The organism is Streptomyces sp. D2-8 (assembly GCF_023184515.1).
In the GTDB taxonomy this organism is placed as follows: domain Bacteria; phylum Actinomycetota; class Actinomycetes; order Streptomycetales; family Streptomycetaceae; genus Streptomyces.
This window is the reverse complement of sequence record NZ_JAAHBP010000003.1, coordinates 822071-847578: the sequence shown is the minus strand read 5'-3', so window position 1 is coordinate 847578 and position 25508 is coordinate 822071. Positions and strand designations below refer to the sequence as shown.

Annotated in this window: 22 protein-coding genes and 1 pseudogene; 11 read left to right on the top strand and 12 right to left on the bottom strand. The window is 70.9% G+C overall.

Features of this window, described 5'->3' with window-relative positions; translation table 11 throughout:
- Positions 1–34 precede the first annotated feature (34 nt).
- Positions 35–415 carry a PPOX class F420-dependent oxidoreductase gene (locus G3I77_RS10220; protein ID WP_248502355.1) on the bottom strand — a complete coding sequence of 127 codons (381 nt, stop codon included), beginning with the start codon at positions 413–415 and terminating at the stop codon, positions 35–37.
- Positions 416–445: 30 nt separating this feature from the next.
- Entirely contained in the window at positions 446–1624 is a 1179-nt protein-coding gene (locus G3I77_RS10215) for a MalY/PatB family protein (RefSeq protein WP_248502353.1), read from the bottom strand.
- A gap of 24 nt (positions 1625–1648) precedes the next feature.
- Here G3I77_RS10215 and G3I77_RS10210 point away from each other — a divergent pair, with 24 nt between their 5' ends.
- Together G3I77_RS10210 and G3I77_RS10205 are read left to right on the top strand one after the other, a co-directional pair.
- Entirely contained in the window at positions 1649–2638 is a 990-nt protein-coding gene (locus tag G3I77_RS10210) for a hypothetical protein (protein WP_248502351.1), read from the top strand.
- 122 nt (positions 2639–2760) lie between these two features.
- Positions 2761–4107, top strand: coding sequence for a S1 family peptidase (locus tag G3I77_RS10205; RefSeq protein WP_248502349.1), 1347 nt, complete (start codon positions 2761–2763; stop codon positions 4105–4107).
- Between the two features lie 400 nt (positions 4108–4507).
- On the opposite strand, the gene G3I77_RS10200 is transcribed toward G3I77_RS10205, so the two are convergent.
- Positions 4508–4693 carry a hypothetical protein gene (locus G3I77_RS10200; protein WP_248502347.1) on the bottom strand — a complete coding sequence of 62 codons (186 nt, stop codon included), beginning with the start codon at positions 4691–4693 and terminating at the stop codon, positions 4508–4510.
- Positions 4694–4844: 151 nt separating this feature from the next.
- The gene (locus tag G3I77_RS10195; protein WP_248502345.1) at positions 4845–6005 is read right to left on the bottom strand and encodes an ROK family transcriptional regulator; all 1161 of its coding nucleotides are present in this window, start codon (positions 6003–6005) and stop codon (positions 4845–4847) included.
- A gap of 171 nt (positions 6006–6176) precedes the next feature.
- Between G3I77_RS10195 and G3I77_RS10190 the strand changes: the two genes are divergently transcribed.
- The 4 genes from G3I77_RS10190 to G3I77_RS10175 are packed head-to-tail and all read left to right on the top strand — an operon-like array spanning position 6177 to position 10672.
- A complete protein-coding gene (locus G3I77_RS10190; RefSeq protein ID WP_248502343.1) occupies positions 6177–7142 on the top strand; it encodes a carbohydrate ABC transporter permease in 966 nt (321 codons plus the stop codon).
- 18 nt (positions 7143–7160) lie between these two features.
- On the top strand, positions 7161–8084 hold the full coding sequence (locus tag G3I77_RS10185) for a carbohydrate ABC transporter permease (protein WP_248502341.1): 924 nt from the start codon (positions 7161–7163) through the stop codon (positions 8082–8084).
- 10 nt (positions 8085–8094) lie between these two features.
- Positions 8095–9444 carry a sugar ABC transporter substrate-binding protein gene (locus G3I77_RS10180; RefSeq protein ID WP_248502339.1) on the top strand — a complete coding sequence of 450 codons (1350 nt, stop codon included), beginning with the start codon at positions 8095–8097 and terminating at the stop codon, positions 9442–9444.
- 28 nt (positions 9445–9472) lie between these two features.
- Complete coding sequence (locus G3I77_RS10175; RefSeq protein ID WP_248502338.1) at positions 9473–10672, top strand: Gfo/Idh/MocA family protein; 1200 nt, start codon at positions 9473–9475, stop codon at positions 10670–10672.
- Between the two features lie 31 nt (positions 10673–10703).
- Here G3I77_RS10175 and G3I77_RS10170 read toward each other — a convergent pair whose 3' ends face one another.
- From G3I77_RS10170 to G3I77_RS10155, 4 genes are all read right to left on the bottom strand, one after another.
- Complete coding sequence (locus tag G3I77_RS10170) at positions 10704–11399, bottom strand: L,D-transpeptidase family protein (RefSeq protein ID WP_248502336.1); 696 nt, start codon at positions 11397–11399, stop codon at positions 10704–10706.
- A gap of 156 nt (positions 11400–11555) precedes the next feature.
- A complete protein-coding gene (locus G3I77_RS10165; RefSeq protein WP_248502334.1) occupies positions 11556–12470 on the bottom strand; it encodes an SDR family oxidoreductase in 915 nt (304 codons plus the stop codon).
- An 89-nt stretch (positions 12471–12559) separates the two neighbouring features.
- Complete coding sequence (locus G3I77_RS10160; protein WP_248502332.1) at positions 12560–13189, bottom strand: MBL fold metallo-hydrolase; 630 nt, start codon at positions 13187–13189, stop codon at positions 12560–12562.
- Entirely contained in the window at positions 13189–14277 is a 1089-nt protein-coding gene (locus G3I77_RS10155) for an S-(hydroxymethyl)mycothiol dehydrogenase (RefSeq protein ID WP_248502330.1), read from the bottom strand. The genes G3I77_RS10160 and G3I77_RS10155 overlap by 1 nt, the downstream gene beginning before the upstream one ends.
- Before the next feature lie 160 nt (positions 14278–14437).
- Here G3I77_RS10155 and G3I77_RS10150 point away from each other — a divergent pair, with 160 nt between their 5' ends.
- A complete protein-coding gene (locus G3I77_RS10150) occupies positions 14438–16192 on the top strand; it encodes an ABC transporter ATP-binding protein (protein WP_248502328.1) in 1755 nt (584 codons plus the stop codon).
- A 57-nt stretch (positions 16193–16249) separates the two neighbouring features.
- On the opposite strand, the pseudogene G3I77_RS10145 reads toward G3I77_RS10150, so the two are convergent.
- A pseudogene (locus G3I77_RS10145) lies at positions 16250–16536 on the bottom strand (hypothetical protein).
- Between the two features lie 173 nt (positions 16537–16709).
- Here G3I77_RS10145 and G3I77_RS10140 point away from each other — a divergent pair.
- Entirely contained in the window at positions 16710–17075 is a 366-nt protein-coding gene (locus G3I77_RS10140; protein WP_248502326.1) for a nuclear transport factor 2 family protein, read from the top strand.
- 608 nt (positions 17076–17683) lie between these two features.
- Here the strand turns inward: G3I77_RS10140 and G3I77_RS10130 are convergent.
- Positions 17684–18343, bottom strand: coding sequence for a TetR/AcrR family transcriptional regulator (locus G3I77_RS10130; protein WP_248502324.1), 660 nt, complete (start codon positions 18341–18343; stop codon positions 17684–17686).
- A gap of 179 nt (positions 18344–18522) precedes the next feature.
- Between G3I77_RS10130 and G3I77_RS10125 the strand changes: the two genes are divergently transcribed.
- Positions 18523–19779 carry a YncE family protein gene (locus G3I77_RS10125; RefSeq protein ID WP_248502323.1) on the top strand — a complete coding sequence of 419 codons (1257 nt, stop codon included), beginning with the start codon at positions 18523–18525 and terminating at the stop codon, positions 19777–19779.
- Positions 19780–19787: 8 nt separating this feature from the next.
- Here G3I77_RS10125 and G3I77_RS10120 read toward each other — a convergent pair whose 3' ends face one another.
- Both G3I77_RS10120 and G3I77_RS10115 read right to left on the bottom strand, forming a co-directional pair.
- The gene (locus G3I77_RS10120; protein WP_248502321.1) at positions 19788–21647 is read right to left on the bottom strand and encodes a cellulase family glycosylhydrolase; all 1860 of its coding nucleotides are present in this window, start codon (positions 21645–21647) and stop codon (positions 19788–19790) included.
- A gap of 81 nt (positions 21648–21728) precedes the next feature.
- Positions 21729–23702 carry a translation factor GTPase family protein gene (locus tag G3I77_RS10115; protein ID WP_248502319.1) on the bottom strand — a complete coding sequence of 658 codons (1974 nt, stop codon included), beginning with the start codon at positions 23700–23702 and terminating at the stop codon, positions 21729–21731.
- Positions 23703–23892: 190 nt separating this feature from the next.
- Here G3I77_RS10115 and G3I77_RS10110 point away from each other — a divergent pair, with 190 nt between their 5' ends.
- Complete coding sequence (locus tag G3I77_RS10110) at positions 23893–24999, top strand: XdhC/CoxI family protein (protein WP_248502317.1); 1107 nt, start codon at positions 23893–23895, stop codon at positions 24997–24999.
- A gap of 84 nt (positions 25000–25083) precedes the next feature.
- Positions 25084–25416, top strand: coding sequence for a putative quinol monooxygenase (locus G3I77_RS10105; protein WP_248502315.1), 333 nt, complete (start codon positions 25084–25086; stop codon positions 25414–25416).
- Positions 25417–25508: the final 92 nt, after the last annotated feature.

Sequence of the window (25508 nt, the reverse complement as noted above, 5' to 3'; positions counted from 1 at the left end):
CCACTCTCCTGCGACCGAAAGCGCTTGCTGAACGTCACAGGGTGATGCGGATGCCCACGGTGCCGTCCAGGCCCCGGCGCAGCCGGCTGCCGAGCAGGGTCAGCCGGCCCGTCAGGCCGTACTTGCGGGCGATCAGCTTCCGGTAGCGGGCGGTGGTGGCCGGGTCGCAGATCTCCGCCGTCGCGGGCACCTGGTCGCCGGTGGGGTTGCCGCGCAGGTCGCAGGGGCCGACGAGGACATCGGCCCGGTTGCGGATCCGCTTCACCTTCCAGGAGCCGGCGGGCGTCCACGCGCCGAGCGCGTCCCCGTCGCGTACCACCCAGACCGGGGTGGCGACCGGCGTACCGTTCTTGCGGTAGCTGGTGATCAGCAGGTATTTGCCCGCGCCGAGTTCGTCCAGGGTCCTGTCGTCCATGGCGGGCAGTGTACGAGCGTGCCCCCGGGGTCAGTGCAGCGCCGCCGCCATTCTGCGCACCGCCTCCGTGAGCACCTCCTGCGAGGTCGCCAGGTTGAGGCGGACGTGGCCGGAGCCGCCGGTGCCGAAGGGGAGGCCGGAGTTGAGGGCGACGCGGCCGCGGTGCAGGAAGACGTCGGCCGGGTCGTCGCCGAGCCCGAGGGCGCGGCAGTCGAGCCAGGCCAGGTAGGTGGCGTCGCCCGGCCGGTAGCGGATCGCGGGCAGGTGCTCGGCCAGCAGGTCCGTGAGCAGCCGCCGGTTGCCGTCGAGGCCGGCCAGCAGGGCGTCCAGCCAGGCGACGCCGTCGCGCAGGGCGGCGGTGTGGGCGATGACGGCGACGTGGCTCGGACCGTGCCCCACCTCCTCGGGCATCCGCTCCAGGTCGGCGGCGGCCCCGGGCCCGGCGATCGCGAGGGCGGCCTTGAGCCCGGCCAGGTTCCAGCCCTTGGAGGCCGACATCAGCGACAGGCCGCGCTCGGCGCCCGGCACGCTCAGATACGGCACGAAGCCGGCGCCGCCGACCACGAGGGGGGCGTGGATCTCGTCGGCGACGACACGCACGCCGTACCGCTCGGCGAGCCCCGCGACGGCGGACAGCTCCTCGGCGGTGTGCACGGTGCCGGTCGGGTTATGGGGGTTGCACAGCAGGTAGGCGGCCCGGCGCCGGTCCGCCACGGCCTGCCGGAAGGTTTCCTCCAGGACACCGAGGTCGATGCGCTCGTCCGCCCCGAGCGGGGCCTCGGCCACCCGCCGGTCCATGTGCTCCACGAACGGGTAGAACGGCGGGTACACGGGCGGGTTCACGACCACGGTGTCGCCGGGGCCGGTGACCAGTTTGAGCATCTCGACGACACCCATCATGACGTCCGGCACGATCGCTGTGCGCTCCACGGCGAGCCCGTCCCAGCCCCACCGCTTCCCGGCGAAGGCGGCCAGGGCCTGCGCGTAGGCCGTGCCGGCCGGGTAGCCGGTGTCACCGAGGTGGAGCGCGTCGGTGACGGCGCGCACGACGGGCTCGGCGAGCGGCACGTCCATCTCGGCCACCCACAGCGGCAGCACGTCCTGCGGGTAGGCGCGCCACTTCATGCTGGTGCGCTGCCGGAGGCGGTCGAGGGTGAGGGCTTGCAGGGGATTCGGTTCACCGGACGTCTCGTGCGGGATCCTGGTCATGGGCACACGATAGGGGGCCGTGCGGTGACCGGGAATCTTGTGGACGGGGAGCGGGGCGGGGCGGCGGGCGCGTTGCTGGAGATCGCCTGCGACGAGTCGGGGTCGGACGGTGAGAACCTCACCGGCGGGAACACGGACGTGTTCGCCCACGCCGGCGTCTCCCTGTCCGTGGCGTCGGCCGCGGCGGCGGTGGGAGAGATCCGGGACCGGATCCGCTCTCCGGCCGAGGAGTACAAGGCGAACCATCTGCTGCGGGAGAAGCACCGCGCGGTGCTGGAGTGGCTGCTCGCGCCGCAGGGGCCGATCGACGGGCAGGCGCGGGTGCACCTCATGGAGAAGACGTTCTTCGTGGTGGACCGGACCCTCGGCCTGCTGCTGGGCGACGCGGCCGAGGCCGCCGCCCTGTTCCGCGCGGGGCGCCCGGCCTTCGGGGAGGACGGCTGGCGGGCGTTCCTGGAGGCGGCCAACCAGTTGCTGCGGGTCCGTCACGACGGGGACCCGGTGGACGCCTTCTACGGCACGGTCGACGCCCTGCGCCGCGCGCACCCGCGGACGGACGCGGCGAGGATCCTGGAGCGGCTCGCCGCGACCCGGCCCCGCGCGGTCTCCTACCGGGACGGTTGCCTGGCCGGGCCGCCCCTGATCCCGCTGCTCAACCCGCTGCTCCCGGCGATCGTGCGGACGGCCGCGCTGTGGAGCCGTGACGGGCGGCCGGTCCACCTGGTGCACGACCGGCAGAACATGCTGACGCCGGACCGCATCGCGTGGATCGAGGGCACGGCCCGACGGGCCGGGATCGGCCTGGCCGGGCTGCGGCTGGTCGTCGCGCGCGACGACGCGCGGGTGCAGGTGGCGGACTTCCTCGCCGGGATCGCCCGCAAGATCGCCTCCGACGAGCTGAACGGCCGCGGGGACCCCGCGCTCACCGCTCTGCTGCGGCCCTACGTCGATCCGGACTCGGTGTGGGGCGACGCGCGCAGCGGGGCCCTGCTCGCGGCCCCGCTCGCCGGATGACGCCGAAGAGATCCCCGGCGCGCTGAACGCGGCGCGACTGCGACCCGTATGGATGAAGGGCGCTCAACTCAAGGAGGGCCCCGCGGTGTTCGCACCGTGATGTTCGGGTTCGGGAGCCATGCATGAGGCACGCACGACGACGGGTCGTCCGGCGAGTGACACGGCTGGCGGCCGTCGGCGGACTCCTCCTCGGAGGAGCGATGGTCACCAACGCCGTGGCGAGCGAGCCCCCGACCCCGACCATCGGTGTCCCGTTCACTGCGCCGCCGGCGACCGGGGAGGGCACCGACCTCATGTCCCGGCTGGGGAACTCCCGCACGGCGGGCAGCTGGCTCGACTCGGCCGGGCGGCCGGTCGTCGCGGTCACCGATGAGAAGGCGGCCGCCGAGGTGAAGCGCGCCGGCGCGCAGGCGAAGATGGTCAGCCACAGCATGAGCGACCTCAAGTCCGCCGCGGCCGCGTTGCGTTCGGCACCCAGAGTCGCCGGAACCTCGTGGGCCCTGGACTACAAGAACAACCAGGTGGTGGTACGGGGCGACACCACCGTCTCCGCCTCCGACTGGTCGCGGATGACCGAGGTCGCCGAACGCATCGGCTCCTTCGTGCGCATGGAGCGCACCGAGGGCACGTTCACGACACGGGTCAACGGCGCGCAGCCCATCCTGTCCACCGCCGGGCGCTGTTCGGCGGGGTTCAACGTGACCGACGGGAAGAGCGACTACATCCTCACGGCCGGGCACTGCGGGCCCGACGGTTCCATCTGGTTCGCCGACGACCAAGGCCGGGAGCAGGTCGGCACATCGCTCAGGGGGAGCTTTCCCGGCGACGACTACTCCCTGGTGAAGTACGACGCCGGCCGTGCAGGCAAGGGCGCGGACGTCGTGGCGGTCGGTGACGGCAAGGGCGTGCGGATCACGGGCGTCGCCGATGCGGAGGTCGGGCAGAAGATCTTCCGCAGCGGCAGCACCAGCGGACTGCGCGAGGGAGAGGTGACCGCGCTCAACGCGACGGTCAACTACCCCGAGGGCACGGTCACCGGCCTCATCGAGACGAACGTGTGCGCCGAACCGGGCGACAGCGGCGGCCCGATGTTCGCCGACGGCGTCGCGCTCGGCTTGACGTCGGGCGGCAGCGGGGACTGCAGGGCGGGCGGTACGACGTTCTTCCAGCCGGTGACGAAGGCGCTGACCGAGCTGGGGGTCAAGCTGATCGTGGCCAAGTCGGCCGGCGGCACGGGTGCCGCCCCCGCGCCGTCGGCCTCGCAGGGCGCCGCCTCACCGGGTTCGTCGGCGCCGATCACGGGCACGGACGTGTCGACGCTGCTGAGCCGCCTCACCGACCCGCGCAATGTCGGCCCCGGCGTGCTCGTCATCGCGGGCAGCCTCGTCGCCCTGGTGGCGACCCGGTGGATCCGCGCGGAACAGGACCGCAAGGCGTATCGGCAGCACTACTCGGCCACTTGGGGATGATGCCGCCGATGGCCGGCCGTCGCGGGGCGGGCCCGTCAGGCCAGGGTGAGCAGCAACGGGGAGGGCCGGGCAGAGGGAGGCCAGGACCACGGCGAGGGCGGGCAACTGCCGCTGGGCGGCGAGCAGCGGCACAGCCACATGGCCGTGCCGCTGCCGACGCCGGACAGCGGGCGCCCCACAGCGGGTCGGAGGTATGAACGGCGTCGGCGGGCAGGAGGAGCACGGCGGCGCACCGGCCGGGGAAGGTGACGACCGTGTGCTGTGCGCGCCGGACGGGCGGACCGCCGGCGAAGTCGACGATGCCGTGGACGACGGCCGAGGAAGGTGCGAGAAGGGCACCCAACGGATCAGGGGTGCCCCTCGACGAGGGTCGCGATGTGTCAGCGGGCCGAGGTGATGGTCAGGCCGCGGGCACCGACTGCGGGGCCGCGGAGGCCCACTCCAGGACGAGCCGCTGGTATTCCTCGCGCTGCTCGACGCTCAGTGTCCCGCCCGACCGGCGCCACAGCGCGCGGATCTCCTCGTTGACCTCGTCAGCCGATCGCTCGGATGAGGTTTCAACAGTGGTGGACATGCTGTGAAGCATACGTCGCCGGACGTGAAGACGATGTGAGTAATCGCGAACTAAACGGTCATTTCGGACAGTGTTGCTGATCACGTCCATCTCCCGGTAAACGTGAGGCTGTTCACATCAGCCGCCTGCGAGTACCTTTCGCCACCCCTACGTTCGCCGTCGTTCACGCTTCGGCCGATCCCAGCACCAGCACCTTGATGGCCAACACGGCCGCGCCGCGCGCCCAGTCGTGGAAGTCGGACACCTTCGTCTCCAGGCCCACCGGGGCGGCCAGCGGGTGCCTGTGCTCGCGGACCGTCTCCTCGACCGTCTTCCGGGCCACATCCATCAGCCCGACCCCCTCCCCCGCGAGCAGGATCTTCTGCGGCATCACGAAGTTGGAGATCTGCGCGACGAGCGTACCCAGGGCACGCGCGGCCTCGTCGACGACCCGGGCGGGCATCGGGTCCCCCGCGGCGGCCAGGGCGAGGATCTCCTCATAGGTGAGGTCACTGCCGGTGGCGGCCCGGATCTGGTAGCGGATGCTGGGGATGGTCAGCAGCGAGACGGCACTGCCGCGCCTGCCGTCCGGGGTGAGCGGCCCGTTGGGGTCGACGATCCAGTGCCGCCCGAACCCGCGGTCCTCCTCCGCGAAGGGCACCCGCTTGCCGCCGAGGACGAGCCCGTAGCCGAGTCCGGCGCCGATGGTGAGGACGACGAAGCGGTCCAGGCCGCGTCCGGCGCCGAACCAGGTCTCGGCCTCGACCAGGGCGGCGACGTCGTTTTCGACGACCACCGGCAGTCCGGTGCGGCTCTCCACCAGGTCGGCCAGGGGGACGTCCCGCCACAGCAGGAAGGGGGACTCGCCCACCACGGCGCGGTCCTGGACGAAGCCGCCGACCCCGATGCCGATCCCGGCGAGGCGGGGGTGGCCCTCGGCCAATTCGGCGGTCATCTCGGCCAGCACGTCGGCGACTTCGGCGGGGTCGTGGGTGGTGAGCGGGCGGTCGTGGCGGGCGACGATACGGCTTCGAAGAGTGGTGACGACGCCGTAGACCGTGTCCTGCGTGATCTTGAAGCCGAGGAAGAAGCCCGAGTCGGCGACGACGTCCAGCGGCTGGGAGGGGCGGCCCTGGCGCGTCTCCGCGGCCGCTCCCGCCTCGGGCACCTCGACCAGCAGGCCCGACTCGATCAGCGGCTTGGTCAGCCGGGTGAGGCTGCCGGCCGACAGACCCAGCCTGCGGGCGAGTTCGGTGCGCGACAGCGGGCCGTGGACGAGCACTTCGATCGCCACGGAGCGCTCCCCCGGGCTCAGCGGCAGCCAGCCCGCGGTGCCTTCGGTCATGAAGGTCCGACTCCCCTCACCCATTTTTTTCGCACTGAAACCAACACGATCACTCTATGTCGATGAAGGCTTCTGAGAAAAGATGTTTGCAGGCCTCTTGACGCAGCAATTGTTTCGCACCAAAAGTAAATCCCGCCAGAGGACGAGCCGCCGCAGCGAGGGAGTCTCCCGATGACCATCGCCTCCAGCAGTCCTCCTTCGCGTCTGCCCACGGGCGACGCGCGGGAGGCCCGCAGCAGGACCGGAACGCGACAGGGGGTGTCCGGCGAGGACCGGGGGGACGGGCGGCTGGCCGCGCTCTTCATCGCGCCGGCCCTGCTCGGCTTCCTGGTCTTCCTGCTGTGGCCGACGCTCCGGGGTATCTATCTGAGCTTCACCCGCTTCAACCTGCTGACACCGGCGGAGTGGGTGGGGCTGGACAACTACGTCCGCATGGTCAACGACCCCATCTTCTGGGACTCCCTGTGGGTCACCGTCGAGTACGTCGTCATCAACATCGGCGTCCAGACGGTCGCGGCGCTCGCCATGGCCGTCCTGCTCCAGCGGCTGACCCAGTCGGCGATGCTGCGCGGCATCGTGCTGACGCCGTATCTGATGTCGAACGTCGTCGCCGGTCTCGTCTGGCTCTGGATCCTCGACACCCAGCTCGGTATCGGCAACGAGATCATCAGCGGCCTCGGCGTGGACCGCATCCCGTTCCTCGCCGACGAGACCTGGGCGATCCCGACGATCGCGCTCATCAATGTGTGGCGGCACGTGGGTTACACCGCCCTGCTGCTGTTCGCCGGTCTGCAGGCCATCCCGAACGACATGTACGAGGCGGCCCGGGTGGACGGCGCGAGCGAGTGGCGGATGTTCTGGCGGATCACCATGCCGCTGCTGCGGCCGGTGCTCGCGGTCGTGCTGATCATGACGGTGATCGGATCGTTCCAGGTGTTCGACACCGTCGCCGTGACCACCGCGGGCGGTCCGGCCAACGCGACCAACGTCCTGCAGTACTACATCTACGGCTCGGCCTTCGGGCGCTTCCAGTTCGGCTACGCCTCGGCCATGTCCGTCGCCCTGCTGGTCGTGCTGAGCGCGATCACCGTCCTCCAGTACCGGCTCACCCGGGCCGGCCGGACCGACCTCGGCTGACGGAAGGGAGACACCGCCATGACTGCCGTGACGACAACGACGCCGACGACCCTGCGGCCGGTCCGGCGCAGGTTCCCCTTCGGGCGGGCCGCCGCCTGGACCGTGATGGGACTGATCGTCCTCATCACCCTGCTGCCGTTCTACTGGATCCTGCGCACCGCGCTCTCCACCAACGCGGGCCTGAACGCCGACCCCACCAACCCCCTGCCGGTGGGCCTCACCACCAGCGGCTTCGAACGGGCCCTGGGGATGCAGTCGGCCGAGGAGGCCGTCAAACAGGGCGGAGCCGGCGGCGGGCTCGACTTCTGGCGCTATCTGCTCAACTCGGTGCTGGTGTCGACCCTGATCACCGGATGCCAGATCTTCTTCTCCGCGATGGCCGCGTACGCCTTCTCGCGACTGCGCTGGCGGGGCCGGGACAAGATGTTCGGGCTGTTCCTGGCCGGGATGATGGTGCCGGCCATCTTCACGCTCCTGCCGAACTTCGTGCTGATCAAGCAACTGCACCTGATCGACACGCTCCTGGGTATCGCACTGCCCACCATGTTCATGACGCCGTTCGCGGTGTTCTTCCTGCGGCAGTTCTTCATGAACATCCCGAAGGAGGTCGAGGAGGCCGCGCTGCTCGACGGCGCCGGGAAGATCAAGATCTTCTTCCGGGTGGTGCTGCCGATGGCGTCCACGCCGATCATCACGCTGGGCGTGCTGACGTACATCACCTCCTGGAACGACTACTTCTGGCCGCTGATGGTCTCCTACAGCGACAGCTCCCGCGTGCTGACCGTGGCGCTGGCGGTCTTCCGGGCGCAGACCCCGCAGACCGGCGTCGACTGGTCCGGGCTCATGGCCGCGACGCTGATCGCCGCGCTGCCGATGCTGGTGCTGTTCGCCTGCTTCGCCCGCCGCATCGTCAGCTTCATCGGCTTCACCGGGATCAAGTAAGGGGACTGTGATGCGAATTCGACGTCGTCCGCTCGTCGCGGTGACCGGAGTGCTGGCGCTGTCCCTGGTCAGCGGATGCGCTCAGGGAGGTGCCGCCGGATCGTCCGCGAACACCGTCACGTACTGGCTGTGGGACGCCAACCAACTGCCCGCCTACCAGGCCTGTGCGAAGGGCTTCGAGAAGGAGAACCCCGGGCTGAAGGTGAAGATCACGCAGCTGGGCTGGAGCGACTACTGGACCAAGCTCACCGCCGGGTTCATCGCGGGCACCCAGCCGGACGTGTTCACCGACCACATCCAGAACTTCGGCCAGTTCGCCGATCTGAAGGTCCTCGAACCGCTCGACGACCTCGGCATCGAGGACTCCGACTACCAGCCGGGTCTCGCCGCCAACTGGGTCGGCCAGGACGGCCACCGCTACGGCGCTCCGAAGGACTGGGACACGGTCGCGCTCTTCTACAACGAGAAGCTGACGAAGGACGCGGGCCTCACCGCCGGGCAGCTCAACACCCTCTCCTGGAACCCGAAGGACGGCGGCACCTTCGAGAAGGCCATCGCCCGTCTCACCGTCGACAGGAACGGCAAGCGGGGCGACGAGCCGGGCTTCGACAAGAACAACGTCAAGGTCTACGGCCTGGCCACGGGCGGCGGCGGGTTCGGCGACGGCCAGACCCAGTGGAGCACCTTCGCGGCCTCCGCCGGCTGGAGCTACCTCGACAAGCCGCGCTGGGGCACGAAGTACCAGTACGACAGCAAGACCTTCCAGTCCGTCGTCCAGTGGTACTTCGGCCTGGCGAAGAAGGGCTACATGCCGCCGCTGTCCGACTACAACGTCCAGTCCAACCAGGCGAACACCCAGGTCGCGGCGGGCAAGGCGGCCACCGCCTTCGACGGGGCCTGGATGATCTCCACGTACGCGGGCTTCAAGGGCAAGGACATCAAGACCGCCCTGACACCCGCCGGCCCGACCGGCAAGCGCGCCACGATGATGAACGGCCTCGCCGACTCCATCACCAAGGCCTCCAAGAACAAGGCGGGCGCCCGCAAGTGGGTGGCCTACATGGCCTCGGACCGGTGCCAGAGGGTCGTCGGCGGGTCCGGGGTCGTCTTCCCCGCCACCCCCGCCGGGACCGAGGCGGCCGTCGCCGCGTACCGGAAGAAGGGCATCGACGTCTCGGCGTTCACCGAACCCGTGGCCGACAAGAAGCGCTTCCGGACCTTCTCCTACCCGATCGCCAACTACTCGGCGGACATGACGGCCCTGATGGCACCCGCGATGGAGGACATCTACGGCAACGGAAAGCCCGTGAGCAGCCTCGACCAGACCAATGAACAGATCAACCTGATCCTCTCGCAGTGATCCCCCGACCAGTGAAGGGCACGCCCCCATGACGTTCTCCATCGGCATCGTCGGCGCCGGACAGTTCTCGGGCCAGTTCGCCACCCTGTTCCAGGCCCACCCCGGCGTCAGCGACGTCTACGTCACCGACCTGCTGCCCGAGCGCGCCGCACAGCTCGCCGCCGCCCAGGGACTGGCGGGCACCTTCCCGTCGTACCAGGCCATGCTGGAGTCGGAGGACGTCGACGCCGTCGCGATCTTCACCCAGCGCTGGACGCACGGGCCGCTGGTGCTCCAGGGACTCAACGCCGGCAAGCACGTGTACTCCGCCGTCCCGATGGCGATCAGCACGGAGGAGATCGCGGCGATCATCGACGCGGTCAAGGCCACCGGGCTGACCTACATGATGGGCGAGACCAGCGAGTACAACCCGGCCACGGTCCACGCCCGCAACCAGATCGCCGAGGGCGCCTTCGGGCGGCTCTTCTACGCCGAGGGCGACTACGTCCACGACATGGATCTGGGGTTCTACGAGGCCTACCAGTACAGCGGCGGCGAGAACTGGAAGGCGACCGCCAGTTATCCCCCGCTGCTGTACCCGACCCACGCGGTCGGCGGGGTGCTGGGCGCCTGGAAGACGCACGCGGTGAGCGTGTCGGCGATCGGTGTCGTCGACGACCGGGGCGACGGCGTCTTCGACAAGGACGTCAGCCAGTTCGGCAACGACGTCTCCAACGCCACCGCGCTCTTCGAGGTGGCGGGCGGCGGCTCGTTCCGTACGAACGAGTTCCGGCGGGTCGGCTACCCCTCACACATACGGGAGTCGCGCTTCCGCTTCTTCGGCACCGAGGCCAGCATGGAGCAGCTCGCCACGGTCGCCCTGTGGCAGGACAAGCAGGGGGTGAAGGACATCAGCGAACTGCTGGAGCCCAAGCCCACCATGGCGCCCGACGACCCCTCGCTCCAGCACATCGCGCCCGAGCTGCGGGCCGCCTTCACCTCCGGATCGGCGCCCGTGCACGACCGTGCGCGGCTGCCGAGGGAGTTCGACCACCTCCACAACGGCCACGAGGGCAGCCACCACTTCCTGGTGGACGACTTCGTGACCGCCGTCAACGACCGCACGCTGCCCTCGGTGAACGCCTGGGTGGCCGCCCGCTACACCCTGCCTGGCATCATCGCGCACGAGTCCGCGCGGCAGGGCGGAGTCAGGCTGGAGATCCCGGACTTCGGGGACGCGCCCCAGTAGGGGACGCCGGGTGCGAGCCGGGTGCCCGGGATCAGGTGCCCGGCTTGCGGCCGTAGACGAAGACGTCGTCGCCCTTCTTCAGCAGCGACCAGTACTTCTTGGCGTCGGTCTTGGTCATGTTGACGCAGCCGTGCGATCCCGGCGGGTTCCACATGCTGACGCCGACCGAGTGGAAGGCCTGGCCGCCGTCGAAGAACTGGGCGTAGGGCATCGGCACGTCGTAGATGGACGAGACGTGGTCGATGTTGCGCCAGTAGATCTTCTTCAGGCCGGTGCGGGTCTCGTACCCGTCGCGGCCGGTGCGGACCGGGACGGGGCCGTAGACGAGCTTCTTGCCGTCCTGGATCCAGCTCAGCTGGAGCGTCAGGTTCACGCAGGCGATCCGGCCCTTGTTCACCGGGCACTTGCCGTCCTTGTTGGGGTTCGTCCCGACGGCCTTCTGCTTCTGCATCAGGTCCATCACCCCCCAGGTGACGGGACCGGCGTAGCCGATGTTCGGGGAGATGCCGTGCTTGGTCTGGAAGGCGCGGATGGCCTTGCAGTCGGCGGCGGACTGCTTGCCGTCGACCGGACGGCCGAGGAACTTCTCCACCTTCTTCTGGTACGGGCCGGCCTGCGTGGTGCAGCTCGCGGCCTGGGCCGGTGTGGCGCCGAGTGCGAGCGTGAGCGGTGCCACCAGACCGGTGATCCCCAGTGCGACGGCGCTCCGTCTGCGTACGTCCCCCATGGCTGGTCATGCCCCTTCGCGAAAGTCGGGTCTGCGATGTCTGCCAGCTAGACGGACGGAGAACGGTTCCGGTTGTGCGGTCGGGCGCGCTGGGACGGAACAGTGACATTCCTCATGGAGCGGGCACGGGCCCGCGCACAGCGTCTGGCGGCCGCGTCACCGGTATCCGGTGACGTCCGCGGGCTTCCCCGTGTCCTGGACCTCCACCAGGTAACGCCAGGCGTCCGGACGGCTGCCGTCGAGGTCGGTGAAGCCGTACACCTGTGCGAGTCCGCCGCTGGAGAGGGAGGTGCCGTTGAAGCGGGACACATCCGGGTCGGCGGCGAGTGCGGCCACGGCCCGGCCCACGTAGTGCGGGGTCTCCGAGATGGCGAAGTGGGGGACGCGCTCCAGGGCGTCGCGCCAGTTGTCCTCCCGTACCCCGAAGGCGTCCAGCATGATCTCCGAGCGCATCCAGCCCGGGGTCAGGGCGACCGCGGTGGCGCCGCGCGGGCCGAGTTCGTGGCCGAGGGAGAAGGCCATGCGCAGGACGGACGTCTTGGCGAGGTCGTAGAAGAAGCTGGTGCGGTAGTTCGCGCCGTTGTAGTCGGCGGTGCCGTCGGTGACCTCGACGACCAGGCCGCCGGGGTTGCGCAGCAGCAGGGGCAGGGCGTGGTGGCTGGTGACGGCGTGTGTCTCGACGGCGAGCTTGAGCAGGCGCAGGCCGTTGTCGAGGTCGTGCTCCCAGAGTGGGGTCTCCCACTCGAAGAGCTTCTCGCCGCCCCAGATGTCGTTGACGAGGACGTCGAGGCGGCCCTGCTCGTCCGCGATCCTGTCCACGAGCGCCCGCACCTGCGCCCGGTCCAGGTGGTCGGTGGGGACGGCGACGCCCCGCCCGCCGGCCGCGGTGACCAGGTCGGCGGTGTCCTCGATGGTCTCGGGCCGGTCGTACTCCGAGCGGCGGGCGCGGGTGGTGCGGCCGGTGACGTAGACCGTGGCGCCGGACGCGCCGAGTTCCACGGCGATCCCCCGCCCGGCTCCCCGGGTCGCACCGGCGACCAGTGCGACCTTGCCCTGCAACGAAGCTGACATGTCCGACCTCCCGTGGTGTGACTGCCTGTCGCCTTCAGCGTGACGGGTAAGCCGGACACCTTCTGTCGCCTTTTACCGGCGACGCGCGATCAGTGGCCCCGGGCGATCCATTCCTCGAGCTGCGGGGCCTCCGCGCCGATGGTCGTGGAGTCGCCGTGGCCGGTGCGGACCGTCGTCCCGGGCGGCAGGGTCAGCAGCCGGTCGCGGATCGAGTCGATGATCGTCGGGAAGTGCGAGAAGGAACGGCCGGTGGCGCCGGGGCCGCCCTGGAAGAGGGTGTCGCCGGTGAAGACGGTGCCGAGCCCCGGGTCGTAGAGGCAGACCGCGCCGGGCGCGTGCCCCGGGGTGTGCAGGACCCGCAGGTCGGCGCCGCCGGCCTCGATCACCTGGCCGTCGACCAGCCAGGCGTCCGGCTCGCGGTCCGGGTGGGTCTGCTTCCACAGCGGCAGGTCGTCGTGGTGCAGCCAGATCGTGGCGCCGGTGCGCTCGGCGAGGGCGGGGGCGGCGTCGATGTGGTCGTTGTGGGCGTGCGTGCACACGATGGCCGTGAGCCGGCGGTCCCCGACGGCCTCGGCGATGGCGTCGGCGTCGTGGGCGGCGTCGATGACGATCGCCTCGTGGTCGTCGCCGACGATCCACACGTTGTTGTCGACGTCCCAGGTGCCGCCGTCGAGGCTGAACTGGCCGGAGGTGACGAGGTGTTCGATACGCGTCGTCATCACAGCACCACCACCGAGCGCAGCACGTCGCCGTGGTGCATCCGCTCGAACGCCTTCTCCACCTCGTCGAGCTGGATGGTCTCGGTGACGAACGCGCCGAGGTCCAGACGCCCCTGCAGATGCAGGTCGATCAGCATGGGGAAGTCCCGGGAGGGCAGGCAGTCGCCGTACCAGCTCGACTTCAGTGCTCCGCCGCGGCCGAAGACGTCGAGCAGCGGCAGTTCGAGCTTCATCTCGGGCGTGGGGACGCCGACGAGGACGACCGTGCCCGCGAGGTCACGAGCGTAGAAGGCCTGCTTGTACGTCTCCGGGCGGCCGACGGCCTCGATGACGACGTCGGCGCCGAAGCCGCCGGTGAGCTCGCGGATCGCCTCGACCGGGTCGCTCTCGCGCGAGTTGACGGTGTGCGTGGCGCCCATGGACCGGGCGGTCCGAAGCTTGCGGTCGTCGATGTCGACGGCGATGATCGTCGCCGCTCCGGCCAGGTGCGATCCGGCGATGGCCGCGTCGCCGACACCGCCGCAGCCGATCACGGCGACCGAGTCGCCCCGGCCGACGTTCCCGGTGTTGATCGCGGCGCCGATGCCGGCCATCACACCGCAGCCCAGCAGCCCGGCCACCTGCGGGGCCACGCCCGGGTCGACCTTGGTGCACTGCCCGGCCGCGACGAGCGTCTTCTCCGCGAAGGCGCCGATGCCGAGGGCCGGGGACAGCTCCTGCCCGGTCGAGGCGAGGGTCATCTTCTGCTGCGCGTTGTGGGTGTCGAAGCAGTACCAGGGCCGCCCGCGCAGACAGGCCCGGCACTTCCCGCACACCGCACGCCAGTTGAGGATCACGAAGTCACCGGGCTCGACATCGGTGACGCCGGCGCCGACCGCCTCGACCACGCCCGCGGCCTCGTGGCCCAGCAGGAACGGGAACTCGTCGTTGATGCCGCCCTGCTTGTAGTGCAGGTCGGTGTGACACACCCCGCAGGCCTGCACCTGCACCACGGCCTCGCCCGGGCCGGGGTCGGGCACCACGACCGTCTCGATCCGCACCGGCTCGTCCTTGCCGGAGGCGATCACGCCGCGTACTTCCTGGGCCATGGTGCTGACTCCTTCGTCGGCCGGGTCCGTTCCCTTCCGACCCTACGCGCGACTGATCGGTAAGGCGCACGGATCGGCCACCCACCTCTCCACGAAAGGGCAGGCCGCGCGGGTCGCCGCCGACGTAGCCTGAACGCTCCGCCGACGCCGAGGGAGCGCCGTGAGCATCGCAGAGACCGAGACCGCCACACCCGCGTGGCGGCAGCTCCTCGGATACGTCCGGCCGCACCGCTGGTCCCTCGTCGCGGGGGCGCTGCTCTCGCTGGTCACCGGGGCGACCGGGCTGCTGCTGCCGCTGGTGGCGCGGGGCCTGATCGACGATCTGTCGCACGAGCGGGCCATCACCGGCGCCCTGCTGGCGATGTCGGCCCTGGTCGTGGCCAACGCCGCGGTGGGCGCGCTGGGTTCGTACGTCCTGACGCGCACCGCCGAGTCGGTGGTGCTCGGCGCGCGGCGCGCCCTGTCGTCGTATCTGCTGCGGCTGCGGATCCCCGCCGTGGACCGCAGCGAACCCGGGGACCTGATGGCCCGCATCACCTCCGACACCACCCTGCTGCGCGCGGTCACCACCGACTCGCTGGTCGGCCTGGGCACGGGCGGGCTCACGCTCGTCGCCACGGTGGTGATGATGGGCCTGGTCGACGCCGTGCTGCTGGGAGTCACCCTGGCCGTGATCCTGGGCGCGGGCGTGGTCCTCGGGGTGATCGTGCCGCGCATCAACAAGGCGAGCCGGGAGGCGCAGACCGCGGTGGGGGTCATGGGTGCCTCGCTGGAGCGGATCCTCGGCGCCCTGCGCACGGTGAAGGCGTCCGGGGCCGAGCACCGGGAGGAGCGGACGCTCCACGAGGCGGCGCAGGAGTCGTGGCGGCAGAGCGTGCGGGCCGCCAAGTGGTCGGCGGCCGCGGGCAACACGGCGGGGCTCGCCATGCAGATCGCCTTCATCACGGTGCTCGCCGTGGGCGGCGCACGGGTCGCGACCGGGGCGGTCGACGTGGGCACGCTGGTGGCGTTCCTGCTCTACGTCTTCTACCTGATGTCGCCGATACAGCAGGTCGTCGGCGCCATCACGCAGTACCAGACGGGCGCCGCGGCCCTCACCCGCATCGAGGAGGCGCTGCGCCTGCCCGCCGAACCGGCCGCCGAGGCCGCGCCGCTGCCCTCCCCGGGCGCGCAGCCTGCCGCTCTTGCCTTCGACGACGTCCGCTTCCGCTACGCCGATGACCTGCCCTACGTCCACCACGGGGTGACGTTCACCGTGCCCGCCCAGGGCATGACGGCGTTCGTCGGCCCGTCCGGCGCCGGCAAGACCACCGTCTTCTCGCTGATCGAGCGGTTCTACGACCCCGAGTCCGGTGTCATCACGGTGGACGGCCGGGACCTGAACGACTGGGAGCTGCCCCGGCTGCGTGCCGCGATCGGCTATGTGGAGCAGGACGCGCCGGTTCTGTCGGGCTCCCTGCGGGACAACCTGCTGCTGGGCCATCCGGAGGCGGACGAGGACGCCCTCGCGCGGGTGCTCAAGACGACCCGTCTCGACGGTCTGGTCTCCCGGCTGCCCGCCGGCCTCGACACGCTCGTGGGGCACCGCGGCACCAAGCTGTCCGGCGGTGAGCGGCAGCGCGTCGCCATCGCCCGCGCGCTGCTGCGCCGCCCCCGGCTGCTGCTGCTCGACGAGGCGACCTCGCAGCTGGACGCGGTGAACGAGGCGGCGCTGCGCGACACCGTCGCGGACGTGGCCCGTACGACCACGGTCCTCGTCGTGGCGCACCGGCTGTCCACGGTGACGATGGCCGACCGGATCGTGGTGATGGACGCGGGCCGGGTCCGGGCCGTCGGCACGCACCGTGAGCTCGTGACGGCCGATCCGCTCTACGCGGAGCTGGCCGCGACGCAGTTCCTCGCCACCGCGGACTGAGCCCGGGTGTGCGTGGGGGCCGCCCGGGTGCGGGCGGCCCCCACGCACACGCTGCGGTCAGCGGACGTTCGGAAGGAAGCCGAAGACCGGGGAGACCAGACCGACGACCTGGTTCAGCTGGTCTAGGTCGTTGAGGCGGTTGAGCCCGGCCAGCTGCGAGGAGGGCCGCGGGATCTCGTCCTTGTGCTCGGCGGGGATGTCGCTCACGGTCAGCGAGTCGAGCGTGGCGATCGGGCTGAGCGGGCTCTTGCTTCCGCGTCGGCCGCGTTCGCCATCGGCGCGGCGAGGCCGGTGACCCCAGCGGCGAGACCAACGGCGACGACGATACGTCGTGTTGAGATCATGTCTGTGGCAACGCGGGCGGGTCCCCGGCGGACACGGGTGGGCGGTGCCGCTCACCCGGCAGGCCCAGTGTCCCGGTTGCGCTTGCCGAGTCCGCCGGGCGGGAGGACGCTCGACAGGAGAGGCCTTTCGCGGCCCGCTCCCGCCGGGCCGCGGCCCTTCGAAGGAGGTCATCATGGGAACCGCGGCAGACCCCGCCTTCGACCGAGAGACCCTGCGCCAGGGGTTGGAAGGTCAGAGCCCCGACATACTGCTCTCCCTCTACGCCGACGACGCGGAACTGCGCATCGTCGACCGCACGACCCAGCCCAGCCATCCCAAGGTCCTGCACGGCCGGGACGAGATCGGCCGGATGCTGGAGGACGTCTACAGCCGCGACATGTCGCACAAGCTGGAGCGGTGCGTCATCCAGGGCGACGAGGCCGCCTACAGCGAGAGCTGCCAGTACGCGGACGGGGTGCGTGTCCTGTCCGAGTCCATGGTCTCGCTGCGCGGCGGCAAGATCGCCGAGCAGACGCTGCTCCAGGCCTGGGACGAGTAGCAGGAGTCTCACGGCACGTGGCGCTGCCCGCCGCCACGAGATCAGCGCATCCAGGCGCTGTACGACATGACGTCGCCCTCCTCGACGCCGAAATGCGGGCTCCGGGGCCGTGAGAGTGCTCTCCAGCCCGAGGACGGCTCCGGTGGCCGGGTCCATGATCAGCATGCGGCGGAGGCCGCCGGTGTCGTTCACGTAGGCCTGGCCGCGTCGGCCCAGCCGGTCGGTCACCTGGCCGACCGGTCGCAGCCCCTCGGCACCGGCGAGGAGCCGGGCGAGCGCCGCGCTCTCCCGGGCGCCGAGGGTCCAGTGGTCCAGCAGCGTCGCCGTGGCGTCCAGCAGCTCCGGCGTGTTCGGCGCGGTGTCGGTGAACTGAGCCTCCATCAGGTAGGCGGTCAGGCCCTGGTCGAGGGGGCTCCTCGGTACCTGGCTCAGGCGACCGCCGCCGTCCGGTCCGTGGTCCGCGGTGCCGGTCTCCCCGGGGGCCTCGAGCCGCTCTGGGGTATGCCGACGCAGGGGCCGGGACCGGTCAAGGGTCCGGACGGCGTGCGGCGTGCGGCGTGCAGCGTGCAGCGTGCGGCAGGACGCTCCTCCGCACCCGGCGGCTGCCTTCACCCTTCCGGCTTCCACCCCGGCGGCCGCAGGATCCCCAGCAGCTGCCGGACCAGTTCGTCGACGACCTCGTCGAGCGTCGCGTCGACCCAGCCGGCGCTCCAGTCGTGCAGCAGGCCGTTGACGCTGCCGATGAAGCCCGTCGCGGCGAGGCGGTAGTCACGGGGAGCGGCCTCTCCGCGTGCCGCGGCCGCGTCGGCCTCGGCGCAGATGAGGTCGACCCAGCCGGCCCGGCGGGCGAGCCGCTGCTCCTCCAAGCGCGGGCTGACGCCGATGATCTCGACGAAGGTGATGCGGATCCGGCGCGGATCGGCGGCGACGTTCCCGGCGTAGGCACGGAAGATGGCGGTGGCCCGCTCGACGAGCGGCAGGTCCGCCGCGCCCGCGGCCGCCTCCAGCGCCGCCCCCTCGGCCCAGCCGTTGACCTGGAGGTGCAGCGCGGCGAGCACGTCCTCGAGGGTGCGGAACTCCTCGTAGAACTGGCGGGTGGACAGCCCGGCCGTCTCGCTGAGGGCCGCGACCGTGGTGGAGCGGAAACCGGGGTGGTCGCCGAACAGTTGGAGCGCGGCGTCGAGGAAGCGCCGGCGCCGCTCGGCCTGCCGCTCCTCGGCGGTCTTGCCGCCGTAGCGGCCGGTCGGCGCTCTGAGTCTGCCCGGCACCGGCTCTCCCTTCACTGTTCGAACACTGATTTTGTCGTGCACGCGGTCTTGTGGAGAAGGCCGCCTCTTCCTTACTTTGCAGTAAGTTCACTCTGAAAGCGCGTGTGTTCAGATTCCACGCACCAAATTTGGCATGTCCCACTCACAACGCTCACCCCACAGCAGAGAGGGGAGCAGTCATGCCCGTCTTCCGACGCCGGCACCTGTGCTCCGTAGCCGCAGCCCTCGCCCTGACCGTCACCGCTCCCGCGACCGCCGCCACCGCGGCCGACCCGGGCTCCTCCGCCGCGCTGCGCGAGGTGCTGTTCGTGGGCAACAACTGGGACGGCACCGCCGAAGTCATCCGCTCCACCGGCGACTTCGCGAAGATCGGCCGGATCAACGTCATCCCCGACAAGGCCGAGCGGATGGCGGAGATCAACGCCGATCCGATCAGGTGGATCTACTTCATGGCGATCCGCAACAGCGTCGGCGAGGGCCACGACCAGTTCGTCGACGACATGTACTCCACGCCGGACGGGACGTCGGTGGTCGTCTCCCGGCCGAGCTTCGCCGATGTCGTCTCGATCGACCTCGCCTCCGGGCGGCTCAACTGGCGCTTCCCCGTGTCCGGTTACCGCTCCGACCACATGGCGGTCTCCCCCGACGGCAAGCGGGTCGCGGTCTCGGCGTCGACCTCCAACACCGTCCATGTGCTGGACATCGTCTCCGGCAGGGAACTGGGCAAGTTCGGCACCGGCGACAAGCCGCACGAGAACATCTTCACCCAGGACGGCAAGTACATCTACAACATGGCGATCGGTGACGTGAACACGCAGACCGACGCCCCGTGGCTGGACTGGACGAAGGGCGACCGGCGCATCACCGTCGTCGATGCCACGACGTACAAGCAGGTCAGGGTCATCGACATGCGCCCGCAGCTGGACGCGCTCGGCCTCAAGGACTACTCCGACGCGGTCCGCCCGGCCGTCTTCTCCCCGGACGAGTCGAAGCTGTACTTCCAGGTCTCCTTCTTCAACGGCTTCTTCGAGTACGACATCGCCGCGAACAAGATCACCCGCACCAAGACCCTGCCGAAGAACTCGGCGACCAGCGACGACCGCACCAGCTTCGTCAACGACTCGCGCCACCACGGCATCTCGATGAGCCCGGACGGACGCAAGCTGTGCGTCGCGGGCACGATGGACGACTACGCCACCGTCGTGGATCGCGCCACCCTCCAGGAGGGCCCGCTCGTCACCGCCTCCAAGCCCTACTGGGCCACGGTCAGCGGTGACGGCAAGTCCTGCGTGGTCTCCGAGAGCGGCACCGACCAGGTCACGGCCATCGACTTCACCACCGGTAAGAAGGTCGTGTCCGTGCCGGTCGGTGACCACCCGCAGCGCGTCCGGCTCGGCCATGTCGCGGCCGACTGGACGAGTCCGTCCGCTGGTTGACCTCCCCGCTAGTCGACCTCCTTCGCCGCCCACGCCGCCAGTTCGGAGCGGGCCGCGGCGAGCAGATCCGCCGGGGGAGCCGTCGCCCCGTTGGTCACCAGCGCGTAGTGCAGGACGCCCGAGTCCGGCGCGGTGAGCAGCAGGCGGCGGCTTCCCGTGCCGCCGGGCTCCTGCGCCACGCCGACCGGGGTCGCCGAGGTGTACGCCGGCGGGGCGTGGGCCGTGCCCAGGTCGGAGACGACCGTGGTGGACGCGGTCGGGAAGCTCGCCGGCAGATGCAGTTCGGTGGGCGCCGAGCCGCCGTCCGAGCGCCACAGCAGCAGCCCGTATTGCCCGGACCCCACCAGCCGCCGGACGTTCGGCAGGGAGCTGGGCACCGGGTTCCAGGTCAGGGTCGTCGAGCCGTCCCGGGAGCGGTCCTCGTAGGTGAAGCCGACGGTGGTACCGGCGGTGGCGCTCGGGTAGATGCGGTCCAGGAGCCGGCCGTCCTGGCGCAGCTCCGGCCGGCCCGCATCGTCGAGGCGTACGGCGGAGAGGTCCTCGTCGTTCCAGGCGTCACCGGTGGTGAGCACCTTGTCGGGGTTGCCGTTCATCAGCTCGCGGTGGCGGCCGTGGTAGATGTCCCACTGCCACTGCGAGCCGGAGAGCACGCGCCCCGAAGCCGCCGGGTCGGACCACCAGTCGGCGCCCTTCAGACGGGAGTCGAGGGCCTGGTACATCGCCTTGAGGACGGTCGGCGCCTTGTCGGAGACGTTGCCCGCCAGTGGGTGCCCGAACTCGCTGACCACGGCGGCCGTCTGCGCGGCGGCGGCCCGGTCGCGGACGGTGCGGAAGTCTCCCGCGTACTGGCCGTCGGCCGCCTTGCCCCACATGAAGACGCCGGAGATGGCCTTCTGGTCGTAGAAGTGCGTGTTGAAGACGTAGCGCGGGCCGAGCTTGCCCGCGTCGAGCAGGCCGCCCTCCTGCTTCTGGAAGGCGAGGTTGGCGTTCCAGAACAGGTTCGGCTCGACGAAGGCGGGCTTGTCGCGCCAGCCGGCCGTGTCCATGCGGGCCCGGATCTTCTCGTAGAACGGCCAGAGCACGTCCTTCTCCCAGGCGCGGCTGGTCTGCCCGGAGTCGTAGACGCCCGCGTGCGGCTCGTTGTAGGGGTCGAAGCCGACGATGCCCTTGAACTGGTCGGCGCTCAGGTGCTGTCGGACGTACGCCATGGTCTTCTGGGCGGTGGTGAGGAAGGCGTCCTGCACGCCGTGCGCGTTGTGCCAGAAGTCGTACGTGGCACGCTTCACGGCCTCGTTCTGGGTGATGTTCTGCCCCCAGAAGAGGCAGATGCCGCAGGACTCGTCCGGGTAGTTCCCGGCGTCCACGGCCCACTTGGGCGCGCCGTCGCCGGTGTACCAGCTGTCGGCGTCGAAGAGGTGCCGGGAGTAGAGGTCCTGGTGGAAGTCGGGGTAGACGCGGATGCCGGCGTCGAGGAAGGCCTTCATCTGGGCGGTGGCGGCGGCCAGGTAGGCCGTGTCCACCTTTCCGCGCTCGGGCTCGGCGTACGCCCAGGAGAGCAGGAAGCGGACGGTGTTGCCGCCGCCGAGGGCGCGCAGCGCGGTCGCCGATGTGCGGGCGTCGGCGACCGAGGCGAAGGGCAGGCCCTTGTTCTCCGCGAGCTTGGTCTCGCCGGAGACGTTGAAGCCGCGCAGCACGATCTCGCGGCCGTGGGCGTCGGTGAAGCGGCCGTCCCGCACGGTGACGGTCGGGTCGTCGAACCAGAGGGAGCCGGGAGGAGGCGCGGCGGTGGCCGGCGGGACACCCGCCACCGACACGGAGCCGAAGAGGACGACCAGGACGACCAGCAGACGCGCTCGGATAGTCGGCATGTCCACTACAGTCCGGCGATATCAGGACACCGTCAACACCTCTGACTCCGGAGTAAGTTCGTTCCGGTCAGCCCTCACATCTCAGCCACACACCCTTCGTGTCACGTTCAACAAGTACTCCTTCCTGTCCAGCGGGTTGTGGTCGGTGCGCGGGCGCTCGGGAATCGTGCCGTGCGTGACGGGCGCGTAGTGAGCGAAGGAGCTCTCCAGCTCACCCTCGCCCCGGGTGAGCCCCGGCAGCCTCTGTTCGAGGGCGTGCACCCGGGCGGCCGGCACGGTGCCCTCGAGGACACAGACGTCGTCCCCGTTCATCGTCGTCTCGGGTACGGCCGCGAGCCCGGCCAGGACCGGCAGCAGGGCGCCGAGGGTGTCGGCGGGCGCCTCGACGCGGAAGCGGTGCATCGGCTCGTGGACCCGCGTACCGGCCCGCCGCAGCGCCTCGATCAGCACCAGCGGGGTCACACCACGAAAGTCGGCACCGGTGCTCGACATGCTCTTGTCGAAGCCCTGGTGGGCATGGCTCTGACGGGGCGAGTAGCCGCTGTGGGTCATCGTGACCACGCAGTCGGTGACCTGCCAGCCGTGCAGGCCCTGGTCGAGGGTCTCGCGCACGGTGTCCTCGACGGCCTTGAAGAAGGCGTACGGCATCGACCCGAGCTCCACCTCCAGCCGGAAGCCGACACCCGAGCCGACCGGCGCGGGGTCGACGCGCAGGCCGACCGTCGCGAGGAAGGGGTTGGAGTCCTTCTTGTTGAACTCCACGGCCTGCCCGGTGCCGACGGGCCGTTCGACGCACAGCGGCGTCGTCTCCCGGAACGTGACGTCGAGGCCGTACTCGTCGGCGAGGGTGGCCTGGACGACCTCCTTCTGCACCTCGCCGTACAGGGACACGGAGGTCTCCTGGCGGCGTTCGTCGCGGCGCAGGCCGATCAGCGGGTCCTGCTCGGCGAGTTGGGTGAGCGCCAGGTGGAGCGCGCCCCTGTGCACGTCCGGGCCGGGGACGACGACCGTCTCCAGGGTCGGCGGGGCGAAGACGTGCTCGTACGTCTTGCGGGGTTCGCCGATCGCGTCGCCGATCCGGATGTCGCCGAGCCCGGTGAGGCGGGCGATCCGGCCGGCGGTGACGGAGTCCTCGCGGGTGTCCGTGCCGTGGCCGAAGACGCTGATGCCGGTGATCCGGCCTTCGGCGCCGTCCGTTCCGAAGGGGACCCGGTCGCGGGTGCGCAGGGTCCCGGAGAACATCCGGGCATAGGCAACCTTCTCCCCCGCCGGGCCCCGGTCGACCTTGAACACGGTGGCGGAGACCGGCCCGTCCGCATCCCCGCCGGCCGCAGGCAGCAGCGTCTCGATGCCGGACAGGAGGGCCGCCACGCCCGCGCCCGTGGCGGCGGAACCGAAGTAGACCGGGTGGACGAGCGCCTCCCGGGTCTGCGCGACGAGGGACCCGTGCAGCAGGGCGTCCGTGACGCCGTTCTCCACGTACGCGGACAGCAGCGCGTCGTCGTGCCCGGTCAGGACGTCGAGGGCGCCGGCCGGTCCGGGGCCGGGGGTGAAGCGGGCCGCGCGGGTGCCGAGGCCGGTGGCGGTCCCCATCGGCACGATCGCGGGTGTCAGCCGGGCCGAGATCTCCCGCAGCACCGACTCCTGGCGCGCCCCGCTCCGGTCGATCTTGTTGACGAAGAGCAGGGTCGGGATGCGCAGCCGCTGGAGCGTCCGCATCAGCACCCGTGTCTGCGCCTGCACCCCTTCGACGGCGGAGATCACGAGGACGACGCCGTCCAGCACGCCGAGGACGCGCTCCACCTCGGCGATGAAGTCCGGGTGACCGGGAGTGTCGATGAGGTTGACGGTCACGCCGTCGAGGGGGAACGAGACGACGGCGGACTTGATGGTGATGCCGCGCCGGCGCTCCAGGGCGAGGGTGTCGGTGCGGGTGTTCCCGTCGTCGACGCTGCCGATCTCGTCGATCACCCCGGCCGAATGGAGCAGCCGCTCGGTCAGGCTGGTCTTACCCGCGTCGACATGGGCGAGAATTCCAAGGTTGAGCATGTGCACGAAGCGTCATGTCCTTCGGAGAGAGGTCCGTTCCTGGCTGGGGGGACATGCACGCAGTGCGCATTCGGAACTCCTCGGGACTCGGTGACGTCGCTGTCCCGTGCAGTGCAGCAGACCGGCACGGAGGTCCACAACGGAATTAGCCGCTGCCGGGGTACCCGGCGGGTGCGCGCAAGGAGAGGAGCGGCTCGTGCGTGACGTTCTCCCGGTACTCGGCCGCTGGTACGCGGCCGGGGTCCCGTTCGGTCTCGCCACGGTCGTCGAGGTCAGCCGCAGCGCGCCGCGCGACCCGGGCGCGGCGATGGCGGTGGGCCCGGACGACGAGGTCGTGGGCAGCGTCTCCGGGGGCTGTGTCGAGGGCGCGGTGTTCGAGCTGGCGCAGGACGTCGCCGCGGGAGGCGAGGCCCGGCTGGAGACCTTCGGCTACAGCGACGAGGACGCCTTCGCGGTCGGCCTGACCTGCGGCGGCGAGATCACGCTGCTCGTGCGCGCGGTCACGCCCGAGCGGGATCCCGGCTTCGGCGCGGTCGCGGACTCGGTCGCGGCGGGCGAGCCGGTCACGGTGGCGACCGTGACCGACGGCCCGGCACCGCGCGGGGCGGCGCTCGCCGTCTGGCCGGACCGGACCCTCGGCACGCTCGGAGCGAGCGGCCTGGACGCGGCCGTGACCGCCGACGCCCGCGGCGAACTCGCTCTCGGCGCCACCGGCCTGCGGCACTACGGGCCCGAGGGGCAGCGCCGCGAGGACTCCGTGAGCGTGTTCCTGCAGTCCTTCGCGCCGCCGCCGCGGATGCTGGTCTTCGGCGCGATCGACTACGCCGCGGCCGTGGCCCGCATCGGGGACTTCCTCGGTTACCGAGTCACCGTCTGCGACGCCCGCCCCGTCTTCGCCACCCCCCGGCGCTTCCCCGAGGGCGTCGAGGTGGTCGCGCAGTGGCCGCACCGCTATCTGCGCGAGACCGACACCGACGAGCGCACGGTGATCTGCGTCCTCACGCACGACCCGAAGTTCGATGTGCCCCTGCTCCAGGAGGCGCTGCGCCGCCCGGCCGCCTACATCGGGGCGATGGGCAGCCGCCGCACCCACGCCGACCGGGCGCAGCGGCTGGCCGAGGCCGGGCTCACGGAACGCGAACTGTCCCGGCTGCGCTCACCGGTCGGCCTGGACCTCGGGGCCCGTACGCCCGAGGAGGTGGCGGTGTCCGTCGCCGCCGAGGTCGTGGCGCTGCGCTGGGGCGGCACCGGAGCGCCGCTCACCGCGACGGAGGGGGCGGTGCACCCCCGCCGATCCTCCTGATCAGCGGCGCCGCTCCCGTCACGTCGCCGTCGAGCCGGGTTCGTACGATCGTGTCGCCAGCAGCGCTTCAGTGAAGGGAATCCCATGATCTTCATCACCGCAAAGTTCCGGGTCCGTCCCGAGCACGCCGACCGCTGGCCCGAGATCGCCGCTGATTTCACCCGGGCGACGCGCGCCGAGCCCGGCTGCCTGTGGTTCGACTGGTCGCGCAGCGTGGACGAGCCGTCGGAGTACGTCCTCGTCGAGGCCTTCCGCGACGACGAGGCCGGAGCCGCACACGTACAGTCCGCGCACTTCAAGGCCGCGCAGCAGACGCTGCCTCCGTATCTGGCCGAGACGCCGCGCATCGTGAACGCGAACGTCCCGCAGGACGACTGGTCGCTCCTCGGAGAGATGGCGGTGCCGGGACAGGAATAGCTCGCTGTCCAAGACCGGCCGCCCGCATGAGCCGTAAATCGTGGCGGACCGGCTCTTGCCCCGGACGGCGGGCACCCGTACGCTCACGGCCG

Excerpts from the sequence above, each read along its gene's own strand:
- G3I77_RS10220 (WP_248502355.1), bottom strand. The coding sequence starts at position 415 with ATGGACGACAGGACCCTGGACGAACTCGGCGCGGGCAAATACCTGCTG.
- G3I77_RS10215 (WP_248502353.1), bottom strand. The coding sequence starts at position 1,624 with ATGACCAGGATCCCGCACGAGACGTCCGGTGAACCGAATCCCCTGCAA.
- G3I77_RS10205 (WP_248502349.1), top strand. The coding sequence starts at position 2,761 with ATGAGGCACGCACGACGACGGGTCGTCCGGCGAGTGACACGGCTGGCG.
- G3I77_RS10200 (WP_248502347.1), bottom strand. The coding sequence starts at position 4,693 with ATGCTTCACAGCATGTCCACCACTGTTGAAACCTCATCCGAGCGATCG.
- G3I77_RS10195 (WP_248502345.1), bottom strand. The coding sequence starts at position 6,005 with ATGACCGAAGGCACCGCGGGCTGGCTGCCGCTGAGCCCGGGGGAGCGC.
- G3I77_RS10190 (WP_248502343.1), top strand. The coding sequence starts at position 6,177 with ATGACCATCGCCTCCAGCAGTCCTCCTTCGCGTCTGCCCACGGGCGAC.
- G3I77_RS10185 (WP_248502341.1), top strand. The coding sequence starts at position 7,161 with ATGACTGCCGTGACGACAACGACGCCGACGACCCTGCGGCCGGTCCGG.
- G3I77_RS10180 (WP_248502339.1), top strand. The coding sequence starts at position 8,095 with ATGCGAATTCGACGTCGTCCGCTCGTCGCGGTGACCGGAGTGCTGGCG.
- G3I77_RS10175 (WP_248502338.1), top strand. The coding sequence starts at position 9,473 with ATGACGTTCTCCATCGGCATCGTCGGCGCCGGACAGTTCTCGGGCCAG.
- G3I77_RS10170 (WP_248502336.1), bottom strand. The coding sequence starts at position 11,399 with ATGGGGGACGTACGCAGACGGAGCGCCGTCGCACTGGGGATCACCGGT.
- G3I77_RS10165 (WP_248502334.1), bottom strand. The coding sequence starts at position 12,470 with ATGTCAGCTTCGTTGCAGGGCAAGGTCGCACTGGTCGCCGGTGCGACC.
- G3I77_RS10160 (WP_248502332.1), bottom strand. The coding sequence starts at position 13,189 with ATGACGACGCGTATCGAACACCTCGTCACCTCCGGCCAGTTCAGCCTC.
- G3I77_RS10155 (WP_248502330.1), bottom strand. The coding sequence starts at position 14,277 with ATGGCCCAGGAAGTACGCGGCGTGATCGCCTCCGGCAAGGACGAGCCG.
- G3I77_RS10140 (WP_248502326.1), top strand. The coding sequence starts at position 16,710 with ATGGGAACCGCGGCAGACCCCGCCTTCGACCGAGAGACCCTGCGCCAG.
- G3I77_RS10125 (WP_248502323.1), top strand. The coding sequence starts at position 18,523 with ATGCCCGTCTTCCGACGCCGGCACCTGTGCTCCGTAGCCGCAGCCCTC.
- G3I77_RS10120 (WP_248502321.1), bottom strand. The coding sequence starts at position 21,647 with ATGCCGACTATCCGAGCGCGTCTGCTGGTCGTCCTGGTCGTCCTCTTC.
- G3I77_RS10105 (WP_248502315.1), top strand. The coding sequence starts at position 25,084 with ATGATCTTCATCACCGCAAAGTTCCGGGTCCGTCCCGAGCACGCCGAC.